This window comes from Sphaerisporangium sp. NPDC049457 (genome assembly GCF_055586705.1).
Window position 1 is genome coordinate 78,611 of the sequence record NZ_JBVJHR010000009.1, and the last position, 16,936, is coordinate 95,546.

General features: G+C 72.2%; 14 protein-coding genes. 2 read left to right on the plus strand and 12 right to left on the minus strand.

The features are described 5' to 3' along the window. Positions 1-22 precede the first annotated feature (22 nt). From ACZ6QO_RS15815 to ACZ6QO_RS15830, 4 genes are all read right to left on the minus strand, one after another. Positions 23-1,087, minus strand: a complete 1,065-nt coding sequence (locus ACZ6QO_RS15815) for an ABC transporter ATP-binding protein (protein ID WP_465851258.1) — start codon at positions 1,085-1,087, stop codon at positions 23-25. Continuing rightward, positions 1,084-1,857 (minus strand): ABC transporter permease, encoded by a 774-nt coding sequence (locus ACZ6QO_RS15820; RefSeq protein ID WP_465851260.1) that lies wholly within the window; start codon positions 1,855-1,857, stop codon positions 1,084-1,086. Before ACZ6QO_RS15820 ends, ACZ6QO_RS15815 begins: the two co-directional genes overlap by 4 nt. After that, on the minus strand, positions 1,850-2,638 hold the full coding sequence (locus tag ACZ6QO_RS15825; protein WP_465851261.1) for an ABC transporter permease: 789 nt from the start codon (positions 2,636-2,638) through the stop codon (positions 1,850-1,852). Before ACZ6QO_RS15825 ends, ACZ6QO_RS15820 begins: the two co-directional genes overlap by 8 nt. A gap of 227 nt (positions 2,639-2,865) precedes the next feature. Beyond that, positions 2,866-4,002 carry a polyamine ABC transporter substrate-binding protein gene (locus ACZ6QO_RS15830; protein ID WP_465851263.1) on the minus strand — a complete coding sequence of 379 codons (1,137 nt, stop codon included), beginning with the start codon at positions 4,000-4,002 and terminating at the stop codon, positions 2,866-2,868. Between the two features lie 153 nt (positions 4,003-4,155). On the opposite strand from ACZ6QO_RS15830, the gene ACZ6QO_RS15835 reads away from it, so the two are divergent. Further along, positions 4,156-5,328, plus strand: a complete 1,173-nt coding sequence (locus ACZ6QO_RS15835) for a hypothetical protein (RefSeq protein ID WP_465851264.1) — start codon at positions 4,156-4,158, stop codon at positions 5,326-5,328. After that, positions 5,325-6,284 carry an SIS domain-containing protein gene (locus tag ACZ6QO_RS15840; protein ID WP_465851266.1) on the plus strand — a complete coding sequence of 320 codons (960 nt, stop codon included), beginning with the start codon at positions 5,325-5,327 and terminating at the stop codon, positions 6,282-6,284. Before ACZ6QO_RS15835 ends, ACZ6QO_RS15840 begins: the two co-directional genes overlap by 4 nt. A gap of 103 nt (positions 6,285-6,387) precedes the next feature. Here the strand turns inward: ACZ6QO_RS15840 and ACZ6QO_RS15845 are convergent, their stop codons facing one another. From ACZ6QO_RS15845 to ACZ6QO_RS15880, 8 genes are all read right to left on the minus strand, one after another. After that, positions 6,388-6,945: a GTP-binding protein gene (locus ACZ6QO_RS15845; protein WP_465851608.1), complete on the minus strand. Its 558-nt coding sequence runs from the start codon at positions 6,943-6,945 to the stop codon at positions 6,388-6,390. Between the two features lie 13 nt (positions 6,946-6,958). Next, on the minus strand, positions 6,959-7,318 hold the full coding sequence (locus ACZ6QO_RS15850) for a DUF742 domain-containing protein (RefSeq protein WP_465851268.1): 360 nt from the start codon (positions 7,316-7,318) through the stop codon (positions 6,959-6,961). Next, complete coding sequence (locus ACZ6QO_RS15855) at positions 7,318-7,740, minus strand: roadblock/LC7 domain-containing protein (RefSeq protein ID WP_465851269.1); 423 nt, start codon at positions 7,738-7,740, stop codon at positions 7,318-7,320. The genes ACZ6QO_RS15850 and ACZ6QO_RS15855 overlap by 1 nt, the downstream gene beginning before the upstream one ends. Positions 7,741-7,787: 47 nt before the next feature. Beyond that, positions 7,788-11,336, minus strand: a complete 3,549-nt coding sequence (locus ACZ6QO_RS15860; RefSeq protein ID WP_465851271.1) for a sensor histidine kinase — start codon at positions 11,334-11,336, stop codon at positions 7,788-7,790. Between the two features lie 206 nt (positions 11,337-11,542). Beyond that, positions 11,543-13,906, minus strand: a complete 2,364-nt coding sequence (locus ACZ6QO_RS15865) for a [protein-PII] uridylyltransferase (protein WP_465851273.1) — start codon at positions 13,904-13,906, stop codon at positions 11,543-11,545. A 7-nt stretch (positions 13,907-13,913) separates the two neighbouring features. Then, positions 13,914-14,252 carry a P-II family nitrogen regulator gene (locus tag ACZ6QO_RS15870; protein ID WP_262848359.1) on the minus strand — a complete coding sequence of 113 codons (339 nt, stop codon included), beginning with the start codon at positions 14,250-14,252 and terminating at the stop codon, positions 13,914-13,916. Beyond that, positions 14,249-15,562, minus strand: coding sequence for an ammonium transporter (locus ACZ6QO_RS15875; RefSeq protein WP_465851275.1), 1,314 nt, complete (start codon positions 15,560-15,562; stop codon positions 14,249-14,251). Before ACZ6QO_RS15875 ends, ACZ6QO_RS15870 begins: the two co-directional genes overlap by 4 nt. Positions 15,563-15,806: 244 nt before the next feature. Then, entirely contained in the window at positions 15,807-16,748 is a 942-nt protein-coding gene (locus ACZ6QO_RS15880; RefSeq protein ID WP_465851277.1) for a sigma-70 family RNA polymerase sigma factor, read from the minus strand. Between the last annotated feature and the right edge of the window lie 188 nt (positions 16,749-16,936).

Here is a 16,936-nt window from a genome sequence, read left to right on the forward strand (position 1 = left end):
GCCCTTCCCCGGCTCATCGGCCTCACCTCGCGATCAGCACGGCGTCCGCCGCCGACCAGCCGAGTCGCACCTGGGCGCCGGCCCGCACCCGGGTCGGGCCCTGGGCGGCGACCAGAATCGGAGCGTCATGGCCGGGCACGCGCACCGCGATGTGGGACACGCCCCCGTAGAAGCTCACGTCCGCCACGACCCCGTCGAGGATGCCCGTCTCGCCGAGGCGCACCGACTCCGGCCGCACCCCCAGCAGCGCGGGCGCGCCCGCCGCGAAGCCGCCGCGCGCGGGCAGCGTGCCGAGGCCGTCGACGGCCAGCCCGTCGCCGGCGACCGTGCCCTCGAACAGGTTGTTGGCGCCGATGAAGCCGGCGACGAACGGCGTCGCCGGGCGCTCGTACAGCCGCACCGGCGCGTCCACCTGCTGCACGCGGCCGGCCTGCATGACGGCGATGCGGTCGGCGAGCGACATCGCCTCCTCCTGGTCGTGGGTGACCACGACGAAGGTGATGCCGACCTCGTGCTGAAGGCGCTTGAGCTCCAGTTGCATCTCGGCGCGCACCTTCTTGTCCAGCGCGGACAGCGGCTCGTCCAGCAGGAGCAGGCGCGGCCGCTTCACGATGGCGCGGGCGAGCGCGACCCGCTGCCGCTGGCCGCCGGACAGCTGCTGCGGCCGGCGGGCGGCCTGCTCGGTCAGGCCGACGGTGGCGAGCACCTCCTGCACCCGGGACCTGATCTCGGCGCGGGGCAGCCGCTCGCGCTCCAGCCCGTAGGCGACGTTCTTGGCGACGCTCATGTGCGGGAACAGCGCGTACGACTGGAACATCAGGTTGACCGGGCGGCGGTGGGCCGGCAGGCGCAGCAGGTCGGCGCCGTCGAGGGTGACGGCGCCGGCGTCCGGCGAGTCGAACCCGGCGAGGATGCGCAGCAGCGTGGTCTTGCCGCACCCGCTCGGGCCGAGCAGGGCGAAGAACTCGCCCTGGCGGATCTCCAGGGAGACGTCGTCGAGGGCCGTCACCTCGCCGAACCGCCGGGAGACGCCCTCGATGCCCACCAGCGTCTGCGGCACGGCGGGGGCGTCGGGTACAGCGCTCATGACAGGGACTCCGTCAGTCGGGTCATCCGCTGGGCGACGATGACCACGGTGAAGCTCACCGCGAGCAGGATCGTCGCCAGCGCGTTGATCTCAGGGGTGACCCCGAAGCGCACCATCGAGTAGATGACGATGGGCAGGGTCGGCTCGGTCGGGGCCGCGGTGAAGAACGCGATCACGAACTCGTCGATGGACAGGGTGAACGCCAGCAGCGCCCCCGCCGCGATGCCGGGCGCCAGGGTCGGCAGCGTGACGCGCGCGAACGTGGTCAGCGGCGAGGCGCCGAGGTCGCGGGAGGCCTCCTCCAACGAGGTGTCGGCGTGCGCGAGCCGGGTGCGCACGACCGCGGCGACGAACGCCATGCCGAAGACGGTGTGCGCGAGGATGATCGAGTGCAGGCCGAGCGTCATCTTGACCGCCGCGTAGAAGACCAGCAGGCCGATGGCCAGCACCAGGTCGGGAAGCACGGCGGGCAGCAGGCCGAGCGCGTCCAGCAGGCGCGAGCGGGTGTGCCTGGCCATGCCCACCGCGAGCAGCGTGCCGAGCACGGTCGACAGCGCGGTCGTCCCCGCGGCGACGATCAGCGTGTTGACCAGCCCCTGCCTGATCGTGTCGTCCGCGGCCAGCTCGCCGTACCACTTCAGGCTCACGCCCTCGAAGACGTACGGCGACTTGCCGGTGTTGAACGACATCACGACGAGGACGACGATGGGGGTGTACAGGAACACGTAGGTGACCCAGAAGGGCACGTAGATCAGCCGGCGCTCAGGCACGGCGGCCCTCCGTCCCGCCGTAGGCGCGCGAGGCCCACGCCTGCAGGAACAGCAGCAGGACGAGCACGGCGATCACCGCGAGGGCCAGGGTGGAGCCGAACGGCCAGTCGCGGGCCTTGAGGAACTGGTCCCTGATCAGGTTGCCCACCATGATCGAGCGGCCGCCGCCGAGGATCTCGGGGATCACGAAGTTCCCCAGGCACGGCACGAACACGAACACGCACCCGGTCATGACGCCGGGCAGGGTGAGCGGCAGCGTCACCGACGCGAACGTGCGCGCGGGCCGCGCCCCGAGGTTGGCCGACGCCTCGCGGAGCTGGGGGTCCAGCCGCTCGATCGCCGCGTACAGCGGCAGGATCATCAGCGGCAGGTAGGAGTACAGCAGGCCGGTGACGATCGTGCCCTGGTTGTAGAGCAGTTGCAGGGGCTCGTCGATCAGGCCGATGCCGGTGAGGGCCTTGTTCACCAGGCCGGGCCCGCTGAGCAGGATCACCCAGGCGTAGACCCGGATGAGGAAGTTCGTCCAGAACGGCAGGACGATCGCGACCAGCGCGAGCGTCTTCCACCTGCGCGGCAGTCCGGCGATCACGTAGGCCGTCGGGTAGCCGATCAGCAGTGCGGCCAGCGTCGTCAGCGTGGCGGTCTTCACCGAGCCGATGACGACGTCGAGGTAGAGGGGGTCGAACAAACGGGTGAAGTTCTCGGCGGTCGCCTCGTACACCACGCCGCCGAACCGCCCGCGCCGGAAGATCGTGTAACTCAGCACCAGGGCCAGCGGCACGAGCAGCAGGACGATCAGGTAGCCGAGGCCGGGGCCGAGGAACGCCAGGCGCGCGGCGGCGCCGCCGAGGGCGCGCGACCGGGGGGGGGGGGGGGGGGGGGGGGGGGGGGGGGGGGGGGGTGGGGGCGGGGGGGGGGGGGGGAGGGGGGCGGGGGGGGGGGGGGGGGGGCCCCCCCCCCCCCCCGCCGGGTCGTGCGCTGTCGTGCTCAGTACTCAACGCGAGACCGTCACTGGTTGGCGGAGATCTCGGTGGCCAGGCGGGTGTACTTGCCGGAGGCCTCGCCGAGGTCGACGATGGACTCGCCCTTGAGCAGCTCCGCCGGGGTCATCTGCAGCGGGGTGTTCTTCTCGAGCAGGTCCTTGTTGTTGGCGATCAGCAGGTCCATGGCGGCCTTGTTGGGCACCTTGTACAGGATGTTCTCGCCCACCCAGCTGTGCACGGCGGGGTCGAGGATGTAGTTGATGAACGCGTGGGCGGCCTCCTTGTTCTTGGAGGTCTTCATGATCACCATGGTGTCCGACCAGAGGTCGCTGCCCTCCTTGGGCACCACGAACTTGATCTTCGGGTTGGTGGTGGGGCACCAGCCGTCCCACGCCTCGACCAGCGCGGCCTCGCCCTTCTCAAGCTTGGCGCCGAAGGTCGTGTCGTCGTAGAGCATCCCGGCCTGCTTGGCCTTGAGCAGCGCGTCCTTGGCCTGGGCGAGCTGCTTGTCGTCGGTGGTGTTGATCGAGGCGCCCATGGCCTTGAGGGCGGGCAGCGCCAGCCAGCGCTCGGTGGTCATCATCGTGACCTTGCCCTTGAGGTCGGGCGCGGGGGTCAAAAGATCGTTCCAACTCGTCGGCGGCGTCTTCACCAGGTCGGTGCGGTAGCAGATGCCCGTCGTGCCCCAGGTGTAGGGCACCGAGAACTTGTTGCCCTTGTCGAACGACATCTGGGCCGCCTCGGGGTAGAGGTTCGCCAGGTTGGGGATCAGCTCCGGGTGCAGCGGTTCGAGCAGCCCCTGCTCGTTGAGCGCCTGCGCGTACTGCCCGGAGACGAACGCCACGTCCACGCCGCTGTCGGCGTTGGCGGTGAGCTTGGTCACCGCCTCCTCGTTCGTGGCGTGCAAGGTGGTCTTCATCTCGAAGCCCAGCTTCTTCTTCACCTGCTCGGGCAGGTCCTTCGGGCTGTAGCCGTCCCAGATCGTGATGGTGAGCGACTGCTTGCTCAGGTCGGCGTTGGGGTTGAGCTCATCGGCCGCCGCGCTCGGCGCGGCGCCGTCGGCGCTGGTCGAGCTGCTACCGCCACACGCCGCGAGAGCTAGAACAAGACCGGCGGCGACCGCCGCAGCCGGAAGATGACGGGTGTACCGGGTTCGGGACACGGCCGCTACTCCTTAGGTATTCAAGGTTCTGTGGTACGAGAAAGACCGCGGTGCCTGACCTTCGCACGGCAGACCAAAGCAGGAGTGTTGCAGCACATATCAACATGAGCAAGACTTTCCTGGACATTGTTAGCTCGTAGTTTGGTTGCCGAGTTGAATCCGAGTTCAACAGATCCTGACGCCCCGGCGTCGCCGGGGCGAACGCCGGTCGCCGGGGACGGCGTCACCGCGGCCCTCCTCGCCGCCCTGTCACGGGGCGACGACCCGCCCGGCGACCTCGCGGTCACGCGGTTCCACCCGCTGCCGGCGGTGCCGGCCACGGCGGGCGAGCGCGGGTTCGACGTCGACCAGACCAACCGCTCGGTGGTCGTGGACGAGCGGGTCGTGGTGAAGTGGCTCACACCGCCCGCGCCGCTCCCCCAGCCCGCCCCTGAGATGTTCGCCCACCTGGCGGCGGTCGGCTTCACCCAGACCGCCCTGCCGTACGCCGCGCTGACCGCGCGCCCGCGCGAAGGCGGCGGCGGGACGCTGGTCGCCCTGGTCACCGCCTACCTGCCGGACGCCGCGGACGGCTGGGAGTGGTGCGTGGACGAGGCGGAGGCCGGGCGCACCGCCTTCGCCGCCGCCCTCGGCGGGCTCGCCGCGGGCCTGCACGCCGCGATGGCCACCCCTTCCCCCGCCTTCCCCGACCCGGTCCGGGTCGCGGGGCCGGACGGCGGGTGGGCCGAGCGCGCCAGGGACGCCCTGACGCGGGCGCTGCGGCTCACCGGCGGCGAGGACGGCGCCTGGCTGGCCGGACGGGCGGATGCCCTGGCGAGCCGCCTCGACGGGCTCGGCGAGGCGGCCGGCACGCCGCTCATCCGGATCCACGGCGACCTCCACGTGGGCCAGACGCTGCGCTGGCGCGACGGTTACGCCGTCGTCGACTTCGACGGCAACCCGACCGTGACGGGCGCCGACCCCTTCCAGCCGGCCGCCCGCGACCTGGCTCAGCTCGGCACCAGCCTCGAACACGTGGCGCAGGTGGCGATCCGGCGCCGCGGCGCCGACCCGGCGCGGGCGCTGGCCTGGGCGGCCGCCGCGCGCGGCGTCCTGCTGTCGGCGTACCGCGACGGCCTGGCCGCGCGGGGCATGGCCGGGCTGCTGCAGGAATCGCTGCTCGGCGCGTTCGAGATCGAGCAGGAGTGCCGCGAGCTGATCTACGCCGCCCTGCACCTCCCCCGCTGGCGTTACGCCCCCATGGGCGTCCTGCGCGCCCGCTTCCCGGACGCTCCCCCGCCCATACGCACCACCGCGTCCTATACGCCCGCCGAGGAGATCGCGTGAACCCCGAGTTGTACCTGGCCGACCTGGAGGCCAAGCCGGCCGCGCTGGAGTCGCTCGCCGCCGTGCTGGAGGAGGGCGACCCCTTCGAAGGACTGCCGGAGGACGTGCGGCGGGTGGTCTTCCTCGGCATGGGCAGCTCGCGCTACGCCGCCGGGGTGGCGGCCCTGCGGCTGCGCGCCGCCGGCGTGGACGCGGTCGCCGAGTACGCCTCCGCCGCGATCGGCCACGCGCCGGCGCGGGACACCCTGGTCGTCGCCATCTCGGCCACCGGCGGCAGCCGCGAGACCCTGGACGCGCTGGAGCGCCATCGCGGGCGCTCCACGGTCCTGGCGCTCACCAACACCCCCGGCTCCCCCGTGGCCGAGGGCGCCGATCTGGTGGCCGGCATGGCGGCGGGCGAGGAGCGCGGCGGGGTCTCCTGCCGTACCTTCCAGCACACGCTGGCGCTGCTGCTGGCGCTGCAGGCCCGGCTGACCGGGGTCAAGGCGGACGTCCCCGGGCTGGTGCGCCGGGCCGCCGAGGCGAGCGCCGACCTGCTGGACCGCAGGGGCGCCTGGCTGGCCGACGCGCTCACCCTGCTCGACGGGCCGCACGGCGTCTACACCATCGCGCCCGCCGAGCGGCTGTCCTCGGCCGAGCAGTCGGCGCTGATGCTGCGCGAGGGGCCGCGCCGCCCCGCCGACGCGTGCGAGACCGGCGACTGGGCCCATGTGGACGTGTACCTCACCAAGACCCTCGACTACCGGGCCCTGCTCTTCCCGGGGTCCCGCTACGACGGCCAGGCCATGGAGTGGGTGAGCCAGCGCGGCTCGACCGTGCTGGCGGTCGGCGGCACGGTGGAAGGCGCGCACCCGCTCAGGTACAAGGGCGACGACGACCCGGACGTGGCCCTGCTGACCGAGACCCTCGTCGCCGAACTGGTCGCCGCGACCTGGTGGTCCGCCTCCACCCCCTAGCGCGGCCAGATCACCCGCCCGCCGCACACGGGCGCCGGCATCACCACACCACGACCCGCCGCGATGGTCTCGGGGAGGTTGTGGTGATGTCGGGGGTGGCTTTTCAGTTGGTGCGGCCGTAGGCCGATCTGACGGTCAGGACGTACTCGACCAGCGTGATCAGGGTGGACTTCACCGCGTCCCTGGAACGGGCGTCGGTGCGCACGATCGGGATGTGCGGGGCGAGGGTGAGCGCCTCGCGCACCTCCTGCTCGACGTGGGGGTAGTGCCCGTCCCAGCCGTTGATGCCGACCACGAACGGCAGGCCGGCCTCTTCGAAGTAGTCGATGGCCGGGAAGCAGTCGGCCAGGCGGCGGGTGTCGACCAGCACGACGGCGCCGATGGCGCCGCGCACCAGGTCGTCCCACATGAACCAGAAACGATGCTGCCCGGGCGTGCCGAACAGATACAGGATCAGATCCTGGTCGAGCGAGAGCCGGCCGAAGTCCATGGCGACCGTGGTCGTGGTCTTGTGCGGGGTCAGCCCCAGGTCGTCGATGCCGGCGCTGGCGTCGGTCATCACCGCCTCGGTGGTCAGCGGGAGGATCTCCGACACCGCGCCGACGAAGGTCGTCTTGCCGACGCCGAACCCGCCCGCGACGACGATCTTCGTCGACGTCAGCGCCGGGCCGCGGCTAGAGCCTGCGAAGTCCACTGAGAACCCTTTCGAGCAGGTTGTGGTCTGGTAGTCCCTGGTCGAGCCTCGGCAGATGCAGGCGTACCAGACCTTCGTCGGCCATGTCCGCGATCAGCACGCGGGCCACGCCGAGCGGCACCCGCAGCAGCGCGGAGATCTCGGCGACCGAACGGACGGAGTGGCAGAGCACGATGATCGCTTCTTGCTCGGGAGTGAGCAGGGACAAATCATCGCCCATTATGGGGGCCGATGAGACCAGAGTTTCCATCGCGAGATGGTAGTTCGGCTCGGCACGGCCCCCGGTGACGGCGTACGGACGGAAGAGGGGCTCGTCCTCGGTCCCGTCACCTTCGAGCATCACCGGATCCTGGAGGTCTGCAACTCGGCGCGCAGGGCGGGGGTCAGCACCTGGCCCGCGCGCTCGACCAGGAGCGTCATCTGGTAGGCCACCAGGCCCATGTCGCAGTCGGGCGAGGCGAGGACGGCCAGGCAGGAGCCGTCGCTGATCGCCATGACCAGCATGATGCCGTACTGCATCTCGACGACGGTCTGCGTCACACCGCCGCCGTCGAACACCCGCGAAGCGCCGACCGTCAGGCTCAGCAGGCCCGCGGCCACCGCCGCGAGCTGGTCGGCCCGGTCGGGCGGGAAACCGTCGGAGTTCGCCAGCCGCAGGCCGTCCGCCGAGACGACCACCGCGTGCGCGACGCCCGGCGTCCCGCTGACGAACTCGGTGATCAGCCAGTCGAACCTGCGTGCCTCGTGACTCAGGTCGATCACGAGCCCTCCTCATCAAATGCAGCGTCGGTCAGGGTCGGTCAAGCGGTTTAGGGATTGTCGCTGTCGGTGTTGCGGGGCGTCGCCTCGGTGATGTCGGCCCGGCCCCGCTGGATGCCCTGCTGGAAGCGCGACATCCTGGCACGGATCAGGTCGGCGGACACCTGTGGGGGCGGAGACGCGGGTGCGGCCACGGCGGCCGCGGGCCCGGAGACCGATCCCGGCACAAGGTTGGCTTTCGGCGTCCGCTTCGGCAACCCCGCGGCGGTGACGCCTCCGAGCGAGGGGTCCTTCACCGCGTCGGCGGCCTGCCATCCGGAGTCGGCCGTGGAGCCCCAGGCCGCGCCGGCGGCCGGTCGCGCGGGTTCCCGCGCCGCCTCCGGACGCTCGGCGGGCTCCGCCGTGCCCGCCGCCTCGCCGGCGTACTCGGGACCGGGCGTCGCCGCCCCCTGTCCCTGGCCCGGCGTCGCCGCCTGTCCCTCGCCGGCCTCGGCCTCTGCGCGGGCGGCGGCGATCTCCTGTGGGTCGGGACGGCGGAACCACGCCGACTCGACGGAGGCGAAGATCGGCAGGAACTCGTCGCCGCGCTCCAGCGGCGTCTCGGCGGCGCCGGCCGCGGGCGCGGCCGGGCGGGACTCCAGTGGCCCGGTACGCGGCCCGCCCGGCCCGGTGTGCCGTTCGACGGGGCCGGTGCGCGGGCCGGGATCGTCCGTGGAACGAGCCCCGTAGGCGCCCGTACGCTGCCCCGCGGGGTCGGTGAGCGGCCCGGCGGGCCCGGCTCCCGGCCCGCCCGGGACGGCGGGCGTGAAGGGCGCGGTCGGCGGGTCGGCCTGGGCGGGCCGAGCGGGCGAGCGCACCGGCAGCCCGGACGGCCGGACGGGAGCGCCGAACGAACCGGTGGCCGGGCCCGAGGACGCGGCCGCCGGGCCGGAAGGCTCCGCGGACCATCCGGAAGGCGTGACGGGGCCGGAGGGCGTGGCAGGGCCGGAGGGGCCGGCAGAGGGCCCGGAGGGGCCTGTGGAGGGACTGGAGGGACTGGAGAGGCTGGAGGGGCCTGTGGAGGGGCCGACCGGCCCGAAGGCCGTCTCGTCGCCGTCCGCCGCCCCGGAGGCCGCCTCGTCGCCCCAGACCGGCTCGTCGCCCCACGCGCCCTGCCCGTGACCCGGGCGGCCGGCGCCGGAGGGCGCGGGCCCGCCGAAGGCGCCGCGGCGCGGCGGTTCCTGGCCGAAACCGGCTCCGAGAGGGCCGGACGCGGGCCCGGCGCCGTCGCGGGCCTGCTGGAAGGCGCTGGGGAAGGACCGCGGCCCGGTGCCGTTCGGCATGGGGGTGGACCCGTCGTCGGCGAGCGGAGCGGGCCCGGTGCCGTTAGGGACCGGTGTGGGCCCCGCGCCGCCGGCGGCGGGCCGGGAGCCACGGCCGTTGAAGGCGGAGAACGGCTCGTCCCTGTTGTACGCGGACGATCCGCCGCCGTTGAAGGCCGCGGAAGCGCCGTTGGCGGACGGGTCGGCGACGCCGCCGAGCGCGGACGGCTCCGGCTGCGCGCCGCGCTGCGGGAGCAGCGGCCGCCCGGCGGACGCGGTGATGAGCTCCGGGGGGAACAGGACCATGGCGATGAGCCCGGCCGCGTCGCCGCGCCGCAGCTGCACGCGGATGTCGTGCCGCAGTGCGAGGCGTCCGACCACGAACAGGCCCATGCGGCGCGACACCGAGACGTCCACGACCGGCGGGTCGGACAGCCTGCGGTTGGTGTCGGCGATCTCCTCGGCCGTCATGCCGATGCCGGAGTCGCTGACGGCGAGCAGCGCGCCGCCGCCCTCGATCATGCTGCTGGAGACCACGACGCGGGTGTTGCGCGGCGAGAAGGACAGGGCGTTCTCGACCAGCTCGGCGACCAGGTGCACCACGTCGTTGGCCGCGTGCCCGGCGATGGCCGCGTTGCGGTGGACCTTGACGCTGACCCGCTCGTAGTCCTCGACCTCCGACAGCGACGCCCGCACCACGTCCACCAGCTTGGCGGGCTGGCTGCGCTTGCGCGCGGCCTCGTGCCCGGCCAGGACCAGCAGGTTCTCACTGTTGCGGCGCATGCGGGTGGCCAGGTGGTCGAGCTTGAACAGGTCGGCCAGGCGCGCGCCGTCCTGCTCGCCGCGCTCCAGGCCGTCGATGAGGGAGATCTGCCGCTCGACGAGCGTCTGGATGCGCCGCGAGAGGTTGACGAACATCGAGTTGACGTTGCCGCGCAGCTGCGACTCCTCGGCGGCCAGCCGGAGGGCCTGGCGGTGGACCTCGTCGAACGCGGTCGCCACCTCGCCGATCTCGTCGTGGGTGCCGACGACGATCGGCTGGACGTCGGCGGCCTCGGAGACGTCGCCCGACTCGCGCATCCGCCGCACGACGGCCGGCAGACGGAACCCGGCGATCTCCAGCGCCTCCGAGCGCAGGCGGCGCAGCGGCCGGACCAGCGAGCGGGCGATGAGCACCGTGGTGGCCAGCACCAGCAGGATCAGCGCGAGGATGAGGACACCGGCGATGATCGCGTTGCGCCGCTCGGCCGACTCCAGCGCGGTGGCGCGGGCGGCGACGGTCGCGGCGACCTGGTGCTCGACCCGCTGGAGCAGGTCGATGGTCTTGGTGCCGTCGTCGAACCACTGCTTGACCGCGGCGTTGCCGCCGGCGCCGTTCGCCCGCACCGGCAGGTTGCGGGAGGCCAGGGCGATGGCCCACGACTTGGTGAGCTCGGCCCTGACGACCCGCTCGCCCTGGACGGTGGAGGACAGCAGGCGGCCGTTGTCGGCGCCGGCCTCGCCGCTGTAGGTGGCGAGCGCGGTCCGCTGCCGCGACCGGGAGGCGATGAAGTCCTCGAGCTTGTCGGCGGTGAATCGCTGGCCGCGCGCGAGCGTGCCGATGAGCGTGCCGCGCTGCTGGGAGGCCTCCTCCTTGGCGTGGGCGAGCGCGCTGAGGCCGCGCAGGTCTCCGACGAGCTGCGGGTCCTCGCTGGTCTGGATGATCTCGTCGTGCAGCCGGAGCACCGCGGTCACCATGTCGGTGAACTTGGCCGGCTGGCCGCCCTTGCGGACGACCGCCATGGTGTCCAGGCGGTTGCGCACCTGCTGGGCGTCCTGGACGGCCCGCACCCCGTACTCGGTGTCGATGGTGGCGAGGTCGCCGCGGACCTTGGTGAGGGCCGCGTCGACGGCGCCGCGCTGGTCGAGCAGCGCGGACCGCTGCTGCCGGGTGGTCTGGTACCAGATGGACCTGTCGCGTTCCAAGCCCAGATGGAAGGCGAGTTCGCGCAGGTGAGCGGCGATCGTGGCCTCGGCGGCGTTGCGCTGGTAGGCGGCGACGCCGTCGATCGAGGACACGACCCGCAGGCCCGCCAGCAGGACGCCGACGAGCGTGGGCACCAGGATGAGCGCGGTCAGGCGCGCCGAGACGCGCCAGTTGCGCGGCGCGAGCCGTCCCGGGATCCGCCTGCCGCGTTGCACATGCTGGCCGCCGGAACCGTTCTGACCCCCCTGGCCGCCGGCGTGCCTGCGCCGCTTCGGACCCGCACCTACGTCCGAGTCGGGTATCGCCCGGGTCCCGGGATCCATCATGTTCATCGCGCCACCCCCTGCGCTCTTTCCATGCATGGATGACGGCATGGCTGATAAGGACATAACCGGGACAATTCGACCACAAGGTCACGATCGGCGAGGCCCGAACCGGCACACCCAACGTAATTGTTATGAATCGCGCAGCGATCTTGGTGCGCTGACCTGCGAATACGGTGCGGCGCCGCACGCCGGAGCGGTGCGGCGCCGCTCGTTCAGCGCAGCGCGGCGAGCACGTGTTCGCGCACCTGCACCCGTTGCTCGGCGTCCGTTATGGGCTGACCGGATCTGTCGACCACGTAGAAGACGTCCACGGCCTCCGCGCCGAGAGTCTCCACGCGGGCGGCGCGCACGTCAAGGTTGCACTCGCCGAAGGCGCGCCCGATGCGCCACAGCAGCCCGGGCCGGTCATGCGCCCGGACCTCGACGACGGTGGCCGTCTGCGAGGCGTCGTCCACCAGGCTGACCCTCGGAGGGGCGACCGGCACCCGCGCCGGGCGGACCGACCGCGTGCGCCGTGCGAGCCGCTGCTCGATGTCCAGGCGGCCGGCCAGCACCAGGCGCAGATCGGCCTCCAGGGTGGCGGGGTCGGGCGGCGTGCCGTACTCGGGGATCACCGCGAACTCGATCACCGCCGTGGAGGACGCCGAGGCCGCCGACGCCGAGCGCACGACCATGCGGTGCGCCGCCAGCACGCCGGCCGCCCGCCAGAGCAGGCCCGGCCGGTCGGGCGCGACCACGGTGACCGCGCCGCCGTTGACCCGGATCGCGCCGCCGCCGTGCCTGGCCAGCGAGGCCTGCTGCGGAGACAGCGAGGGCGCGGGCGCCGGAGGGCTGCCCGACAACGCCGAGCGCACCTTTCGCACCAGCTCGGAGACCAGGGAGGCCTTCCAGGAGTTCCAGGCGGCCGGTCCGGTCGCGTTGCCGTCGGCGACGGCGAGCGCGGCCAGCAGTTCCAGCACCTCGCGGGTGCCGACCGCCTCGGCGACCCGCGAGATCGTCACCGGGTCGTCCAGGTCGCGCCGGGTGGCGGTCTCAGGAAGCAGCAGGTGGTGGCGGACCACGGTGGCCAGCGTGTCCACGTCGGCCGGGACCAGGCCCATGCGGGCGCCGATGTCCCTGGCGACGATCTCGCCGGTGGTCGAGTGGTCGCCCGGCCAGCCCTTGCCCACGTCGTGCAGCAGGGCCGAGATGAGCAGCAGGTCGGGCCGGGACACCTCCCGGGTGAACGACGCCGCGCCCGCCGCCGTCTCGATGAGGTGGCGGTCGACCGTGAAACGGTGGACGGGGTTGCGCTGGGGGCGGTGCCGCACGCGCTCCCAGTCGGGGATGAGCCGGACGATGACCCCCGCCTGGTCGAGCTCCTCCCACACCGGCACGGCCGCGCGCCCGGCGCCGAGCAGCGCCACCAGCGCGTCACGGGCCTCGTCGGGCCAGGGCACCGGCATCGGCGGCGACTGGGCGGCGAGCACCGAGACGGTGGCGGGGGCGATCGGCAGGCCGGCCTCGGCCGCCGCGGCCGCCGCCCTGAGCACCAGGACGCAGTCGTCCTTGGGGCTGACGCCGCGTGCGAGGACCACCTCGCCGCCGTGCTCGACCACGCCGTCGGCCAGCGGGCGCCGCCCGCGCGGAGCGGGCCCGGACAGCAGGCGGTCCACGGTGCGCCAGGTGGCGTCGAAGGCGTGGGAGACCGTGCGTCCGGCCTCCGCCAGGCGCCGCATCAGGGCCTCGGCGTCCAGCAGGCCGAGCGCCCCGGCCACGGCGTCCTGCTCCTGCAGCACCAGGCGGTCGGCGCCGCGGGCGGTGACCATGTGCAACCCGTGGCGCACGTCCAGCAGGAACTCGTACGCCTCGCGGACCCGCGGGCCGGGCGCGGAGGCGACCCAGGCGGCGGCCACGGCCTGCATGGCCTGCACGTCGCGCAGGCCGCCGCGGGAGTCCCTGAGGTCGGGTTCGAGCAGGAAGGCCAGCTCGCCGGAGGACTCGGCGCGCTTGTCCGCCGACTCGTGCAGCTCGGCGAGCCTGCGCCGGGAGTCGGACCGCCATTCGGCGAGCACGGCCTCGCGTACCGCCCTGGTGAGCTCTGGATCGCCGGCGATGTGGCGGGCCTGGATCAGCCCGAGCACCGCCTTGAGGTCTTCGCGTGCCACCTTCGTGGCCTCTTCGACCGTGCGGACCGAGTGGTCGAGCCCGAGGCCGGAGTCCCAGATCGGGTACCAGACACGGTCGGCGATGCGGCCGATGTCCTCCTGGCCGTTGTGCAGCAGCACCAGGTCGAGGTCACTGCCCGGGGCAAGTTCGGCGCGGCCCAGGCTGCCGACGGCCAGCAGGGCGATGCCGGCACCCCCCAGGGCCGCGCCGGCCCCCGCGGACGGTGCGCCGGGCCCCCCGGGGGAGGCTCCGGCGCCGCGTTCCTCTGCGGAGGAGAACCCGCTCTTGGCCCCCCCGAGCCCGATCCGGCCTTCCCGTCCTCCGTACGGCTGGGGATACGCCGTGCGGAAGAGGTCGGCCAGCCAGCGGTCGATGTCCGCGGCCCGCTCCTTGCGGGCCGCGGCATATGAGCGAGCGTCGCCTCTCATCATCCGGTTAGAGGGCCTCCGGTCCGCGTTCTCCCGTGCGCACCCTGATCACGGTCTCCACGGGCACGGACCAGACCTTGCCGTCGCCGATCTTGCCCGTCTGGGCGGCCTTGACGATGACGTCGATGACGTCTTCGGCGTCCTCCTCCTCGGCGAGCACCTCCACGCGGACCTTGGGCACCAGGTCGACCTGGTACTCGGCGCCGCGGTAGACCTCGGTGTGGCCGCGCTGCCGGCCGTACCCGCTGGTCTCGCTGACCGTCATGCCCTTGACGCCGAACTGCTCGAGAGCCGCCTTGACGTCGTCCAGTTTGAAGGGCTTGATCACCGCTGTGATGAGCCTCATGCGTCTACCTTCTTCGCCACTGATGGGACTGGGCCGTTCACCGACGCGGTGACGCCGGAAGCGTGAACGGAGCCGAGGTCGTAGCCGGTCTCGGCGTGGGTGGTGATGTCGATGCCGGTGACCTCGTCCTCCTCAGTGACCCGGAAGCCCATCGTCTTGTCAATGATCTTGCCGATGATCCAGGCGAGGATGAAGGAGTACAACCCGACGACGACCGGGCCGAGTATCTGGCGTCCGAGCTGGGTGAACCCGCCGCCGTAGAACAGGCCCTTGGCCTGCGGGTCGAGGAAGGGGTAGGCGGCGAGGAAGCCGAGGGAGATGGCGCCGAGCGCGCCGCCGACCAGGTGGACGCCCACCACGTCGAGCGAGTCGTCGTAGCCGAGCTTGTACTTCAGGCCCACCGCGTAGGCGCAGACCGCGCCGGCGAGGGCGCCGATGACGATGGCCGCCCAGGGGTCGACGAAACCACAGGCGGGGGTGATGGCGACCAGACCGGCCACCGCGCCGGACGCGACGCCCAGCGTGGTGGAATGCCCGTCGCGGAGCTTCTCGACCAGGATCCAGGCGCCTGCGGCGACCGCCGTCGCGACCTGGGTGTTCATGAACGCGAGGCCCGCGGTGCCGTCCACGGCGAGCTCGGAGCCGGCGTTGAAGCCGAACCAGCCGAACCACAGCAGGCCGACGCCCAGCAGCACCAGGGTCAGGTTGTGCGGCCGCATCGGGTCCTTGCGCCAGCCGCTGCGCTTGCCGAGCACCAGCGCGAGCGCGAGACCGGCCGCACCGGCGTTGACGTGGACCACCGTGCCGCCGGCGAAGTCCTCGATGCCGAGCTGGGTCAGCCAGCCGCCGCCCCAGACCCAGTGGGCCACGGGGAAGTAGACGATGGTCGCCCACACGATGGAGAAGACGACCCATGCGCCGAACTTGGCGCGGTCGGCGATCGCACCGCTGATCAGGGCGACGGTGATGATGGCGAACGTCAGCTGGAAGGCGGAGAACACCAGGCTCGGCATGCCGGTGCCGTCGTCCTTGGTGGCGGTGTCGACCAGGCTCTGCAGGCCGACGTCCCCGAGCCCTCCGACGAACTTGTTCAGCAGGTCGTTGCCGTTGGCGCCGAACGCCAGCGAGTGTCCGTAGAGGACCCAGGCGACGGTCACCGTGATGATGCTGGCGAACGACATCATCATCATGTTCAGGACGCTCTTGGCCCTGGTCATGCCCCCGTAGAAGAACGCGAGGCCCGGAGTCATGAGCAGCACCAGCGCGGTGGCCGCGAGCATCCAGGCTGTGGTGCCGCTATCGATCTTCATTCGATGCGACCCTCCTTACAAATGGCGTTTGGCCGTTTTCTCCCGCAGTGGGCGCTCCAGGGCTCCATTGACCGGCTGCACACTGACGTTGGGCGAAAGCGTGTTCTTCTGCCGTTTCAGGTCTGGACCTGGCGTGTTTCACGTACGTGAAACTCACGACAAAGATGTTTCGGCCACGTTTCGGAGGGTCGGCGAAACGACATCGGCGCGTCCCATACGACGCGCCGAGAGGGGTCGTGCTCTGCTAAGCGGCTGCCTGGGCGAGCTTGCGCAGCCTGGCGAGGGCGTCGCGCTCGATGCGCCGCGCCCGGTCGCGGCCGATGCCGTACCGCTCGCCGACCTCGGTGAGGGTGTGCTCGCGGCCGTCGACCAGACCGTAACGCCACCGCAACATCTCGCGGGTGCGGCCTTCGAGGTCCTGCAGCCAGTCTTCCAGCCGCTCGCGCTCAAGGGTGTCCATGGCCTGCTGCTCGGGGTCGGCCCAGGTGTCGTCGGCGATCATGTCGCCGAGCTCGGTCTCGTCCTCGTCGCCGACGCCGAGCTGCAGCGACACCGGGTCGGAGGCCCAGCGGCGCAGCTCGCGCACCCGCTCGATCGGCAGGTCGAGGACCTCGGCGAGGTCGGCGTCGGTCGGCTCGGCGTCCATCTCGGCCATCATGTCGCGGCGGACCCGCATCAGGCGGGTCATCTGCTCACCGGCGTGGGTGGGCAGGCGCACCGGCCTGGCCTGCTCGTGGATGGCGCGGCCCACGGACTGGCGGATCCACCAGGTGGCGTAGGTCGAGAACTTGTACCCCCGGCGGTAGTCGAACTTCTCCACGGCCCTGACCAGGCCCAGGTTCCCCTCCTGCACCAGGTCGATCAGCGGCATCCCCCTGCCGGAGTACTTCCTGGCGACGGCCACCACCAGGCGGAGGTTGGCCTGGATGAACTCGTCCTTGGCGCGCTGCCCCGACACGGCGAGCCGTTCGAGCTCCTCGTCGAGGGCGTCGCAGGTCTTGGGCTCGGGCACCCCGCTGTCGAGCAACTGCTCGGCGAACAGCCCCGCCTCGATGCGCTTTGCCAGCTCGACCTCCTGGTCGGCACTGAGCAAGGGCACCCGCCCGATCTCTGCCAGGTAGGTGCCGAGAAGGTCTCTCTCAGCCGTCTGCTGGTCCTGCGCCCGATTCCCCGTCGGCCTTGCCATTCGATGGCACCTCGTCTCGCCGCGCCCCTGTTGTGCGGGTGGAGCCCGTCTCTCCGGCCGTCCGTGACCGGTGCGACACGCTCTCCCCTTCTTTGCCGGATCAACGTTCAGTCCAAGGCAAAGATTCCCTAAAGAGATACGACCGGAGAATGGTTTCCGGGCTCCTCCTCAGGGATGAGTTCGCACCT

Bases quoted from the DNA above. Each gene is read 5' to 3' on its own strand.
- ACZ6QO_RS15870 (WP_262848359.1), bottom strand. From the start codon at position 14,252: ATGAGGCTCATCACAGCGGTGATCAAGCCCTTCAAACTGGACGACGTC.
- ACZ6QO_RS15875 (WP_465851275.1), bottom strand. From the start codon at position 15,562: ATGAAGATCGATAGCGGCACCACAGCCTGGATGCTCGCGGCCACCGCG.
- ACZ6QO_RS15850 (WP_465851268.1), bottom strand. From the start codon at position 7,318: ATGCTCGAAGGTGACGGGACCGAGGACGAGCCCCTCTTCCGTCCGTAC.
- ACZ6QO_RS15865 (WP_465851273.1), bottom strand. From the start codon at position 13,906: ATGAGAGGCGACGCTCGCTCATATGCCGCGGCCCGCAAGGAGCGGGCC.
- ACZ6QO_RS15880 (WP_465851277.1), bottom strand. From the start codon at position 16,748: ATGGCAAGGCCGACGGGGAATCGGGCGCAGGACCAGCAGACGGCTGAG.
- ACZ6QO_RS15815 (WP_465851258.1), bottom strand. From the start codon at position 1,087: ATGAGCGCTGTACCCGACGCCCCCGCCGTGCCGCAGACGCTGGTGGGC.
- ACZ6QO_RS15860 (WP_465851271.1), bottom strand. From the start codon at position 11,336: ATGAACATGATGGATCCCGGGACCCGGGCGATACCCGACTCGGACGTA.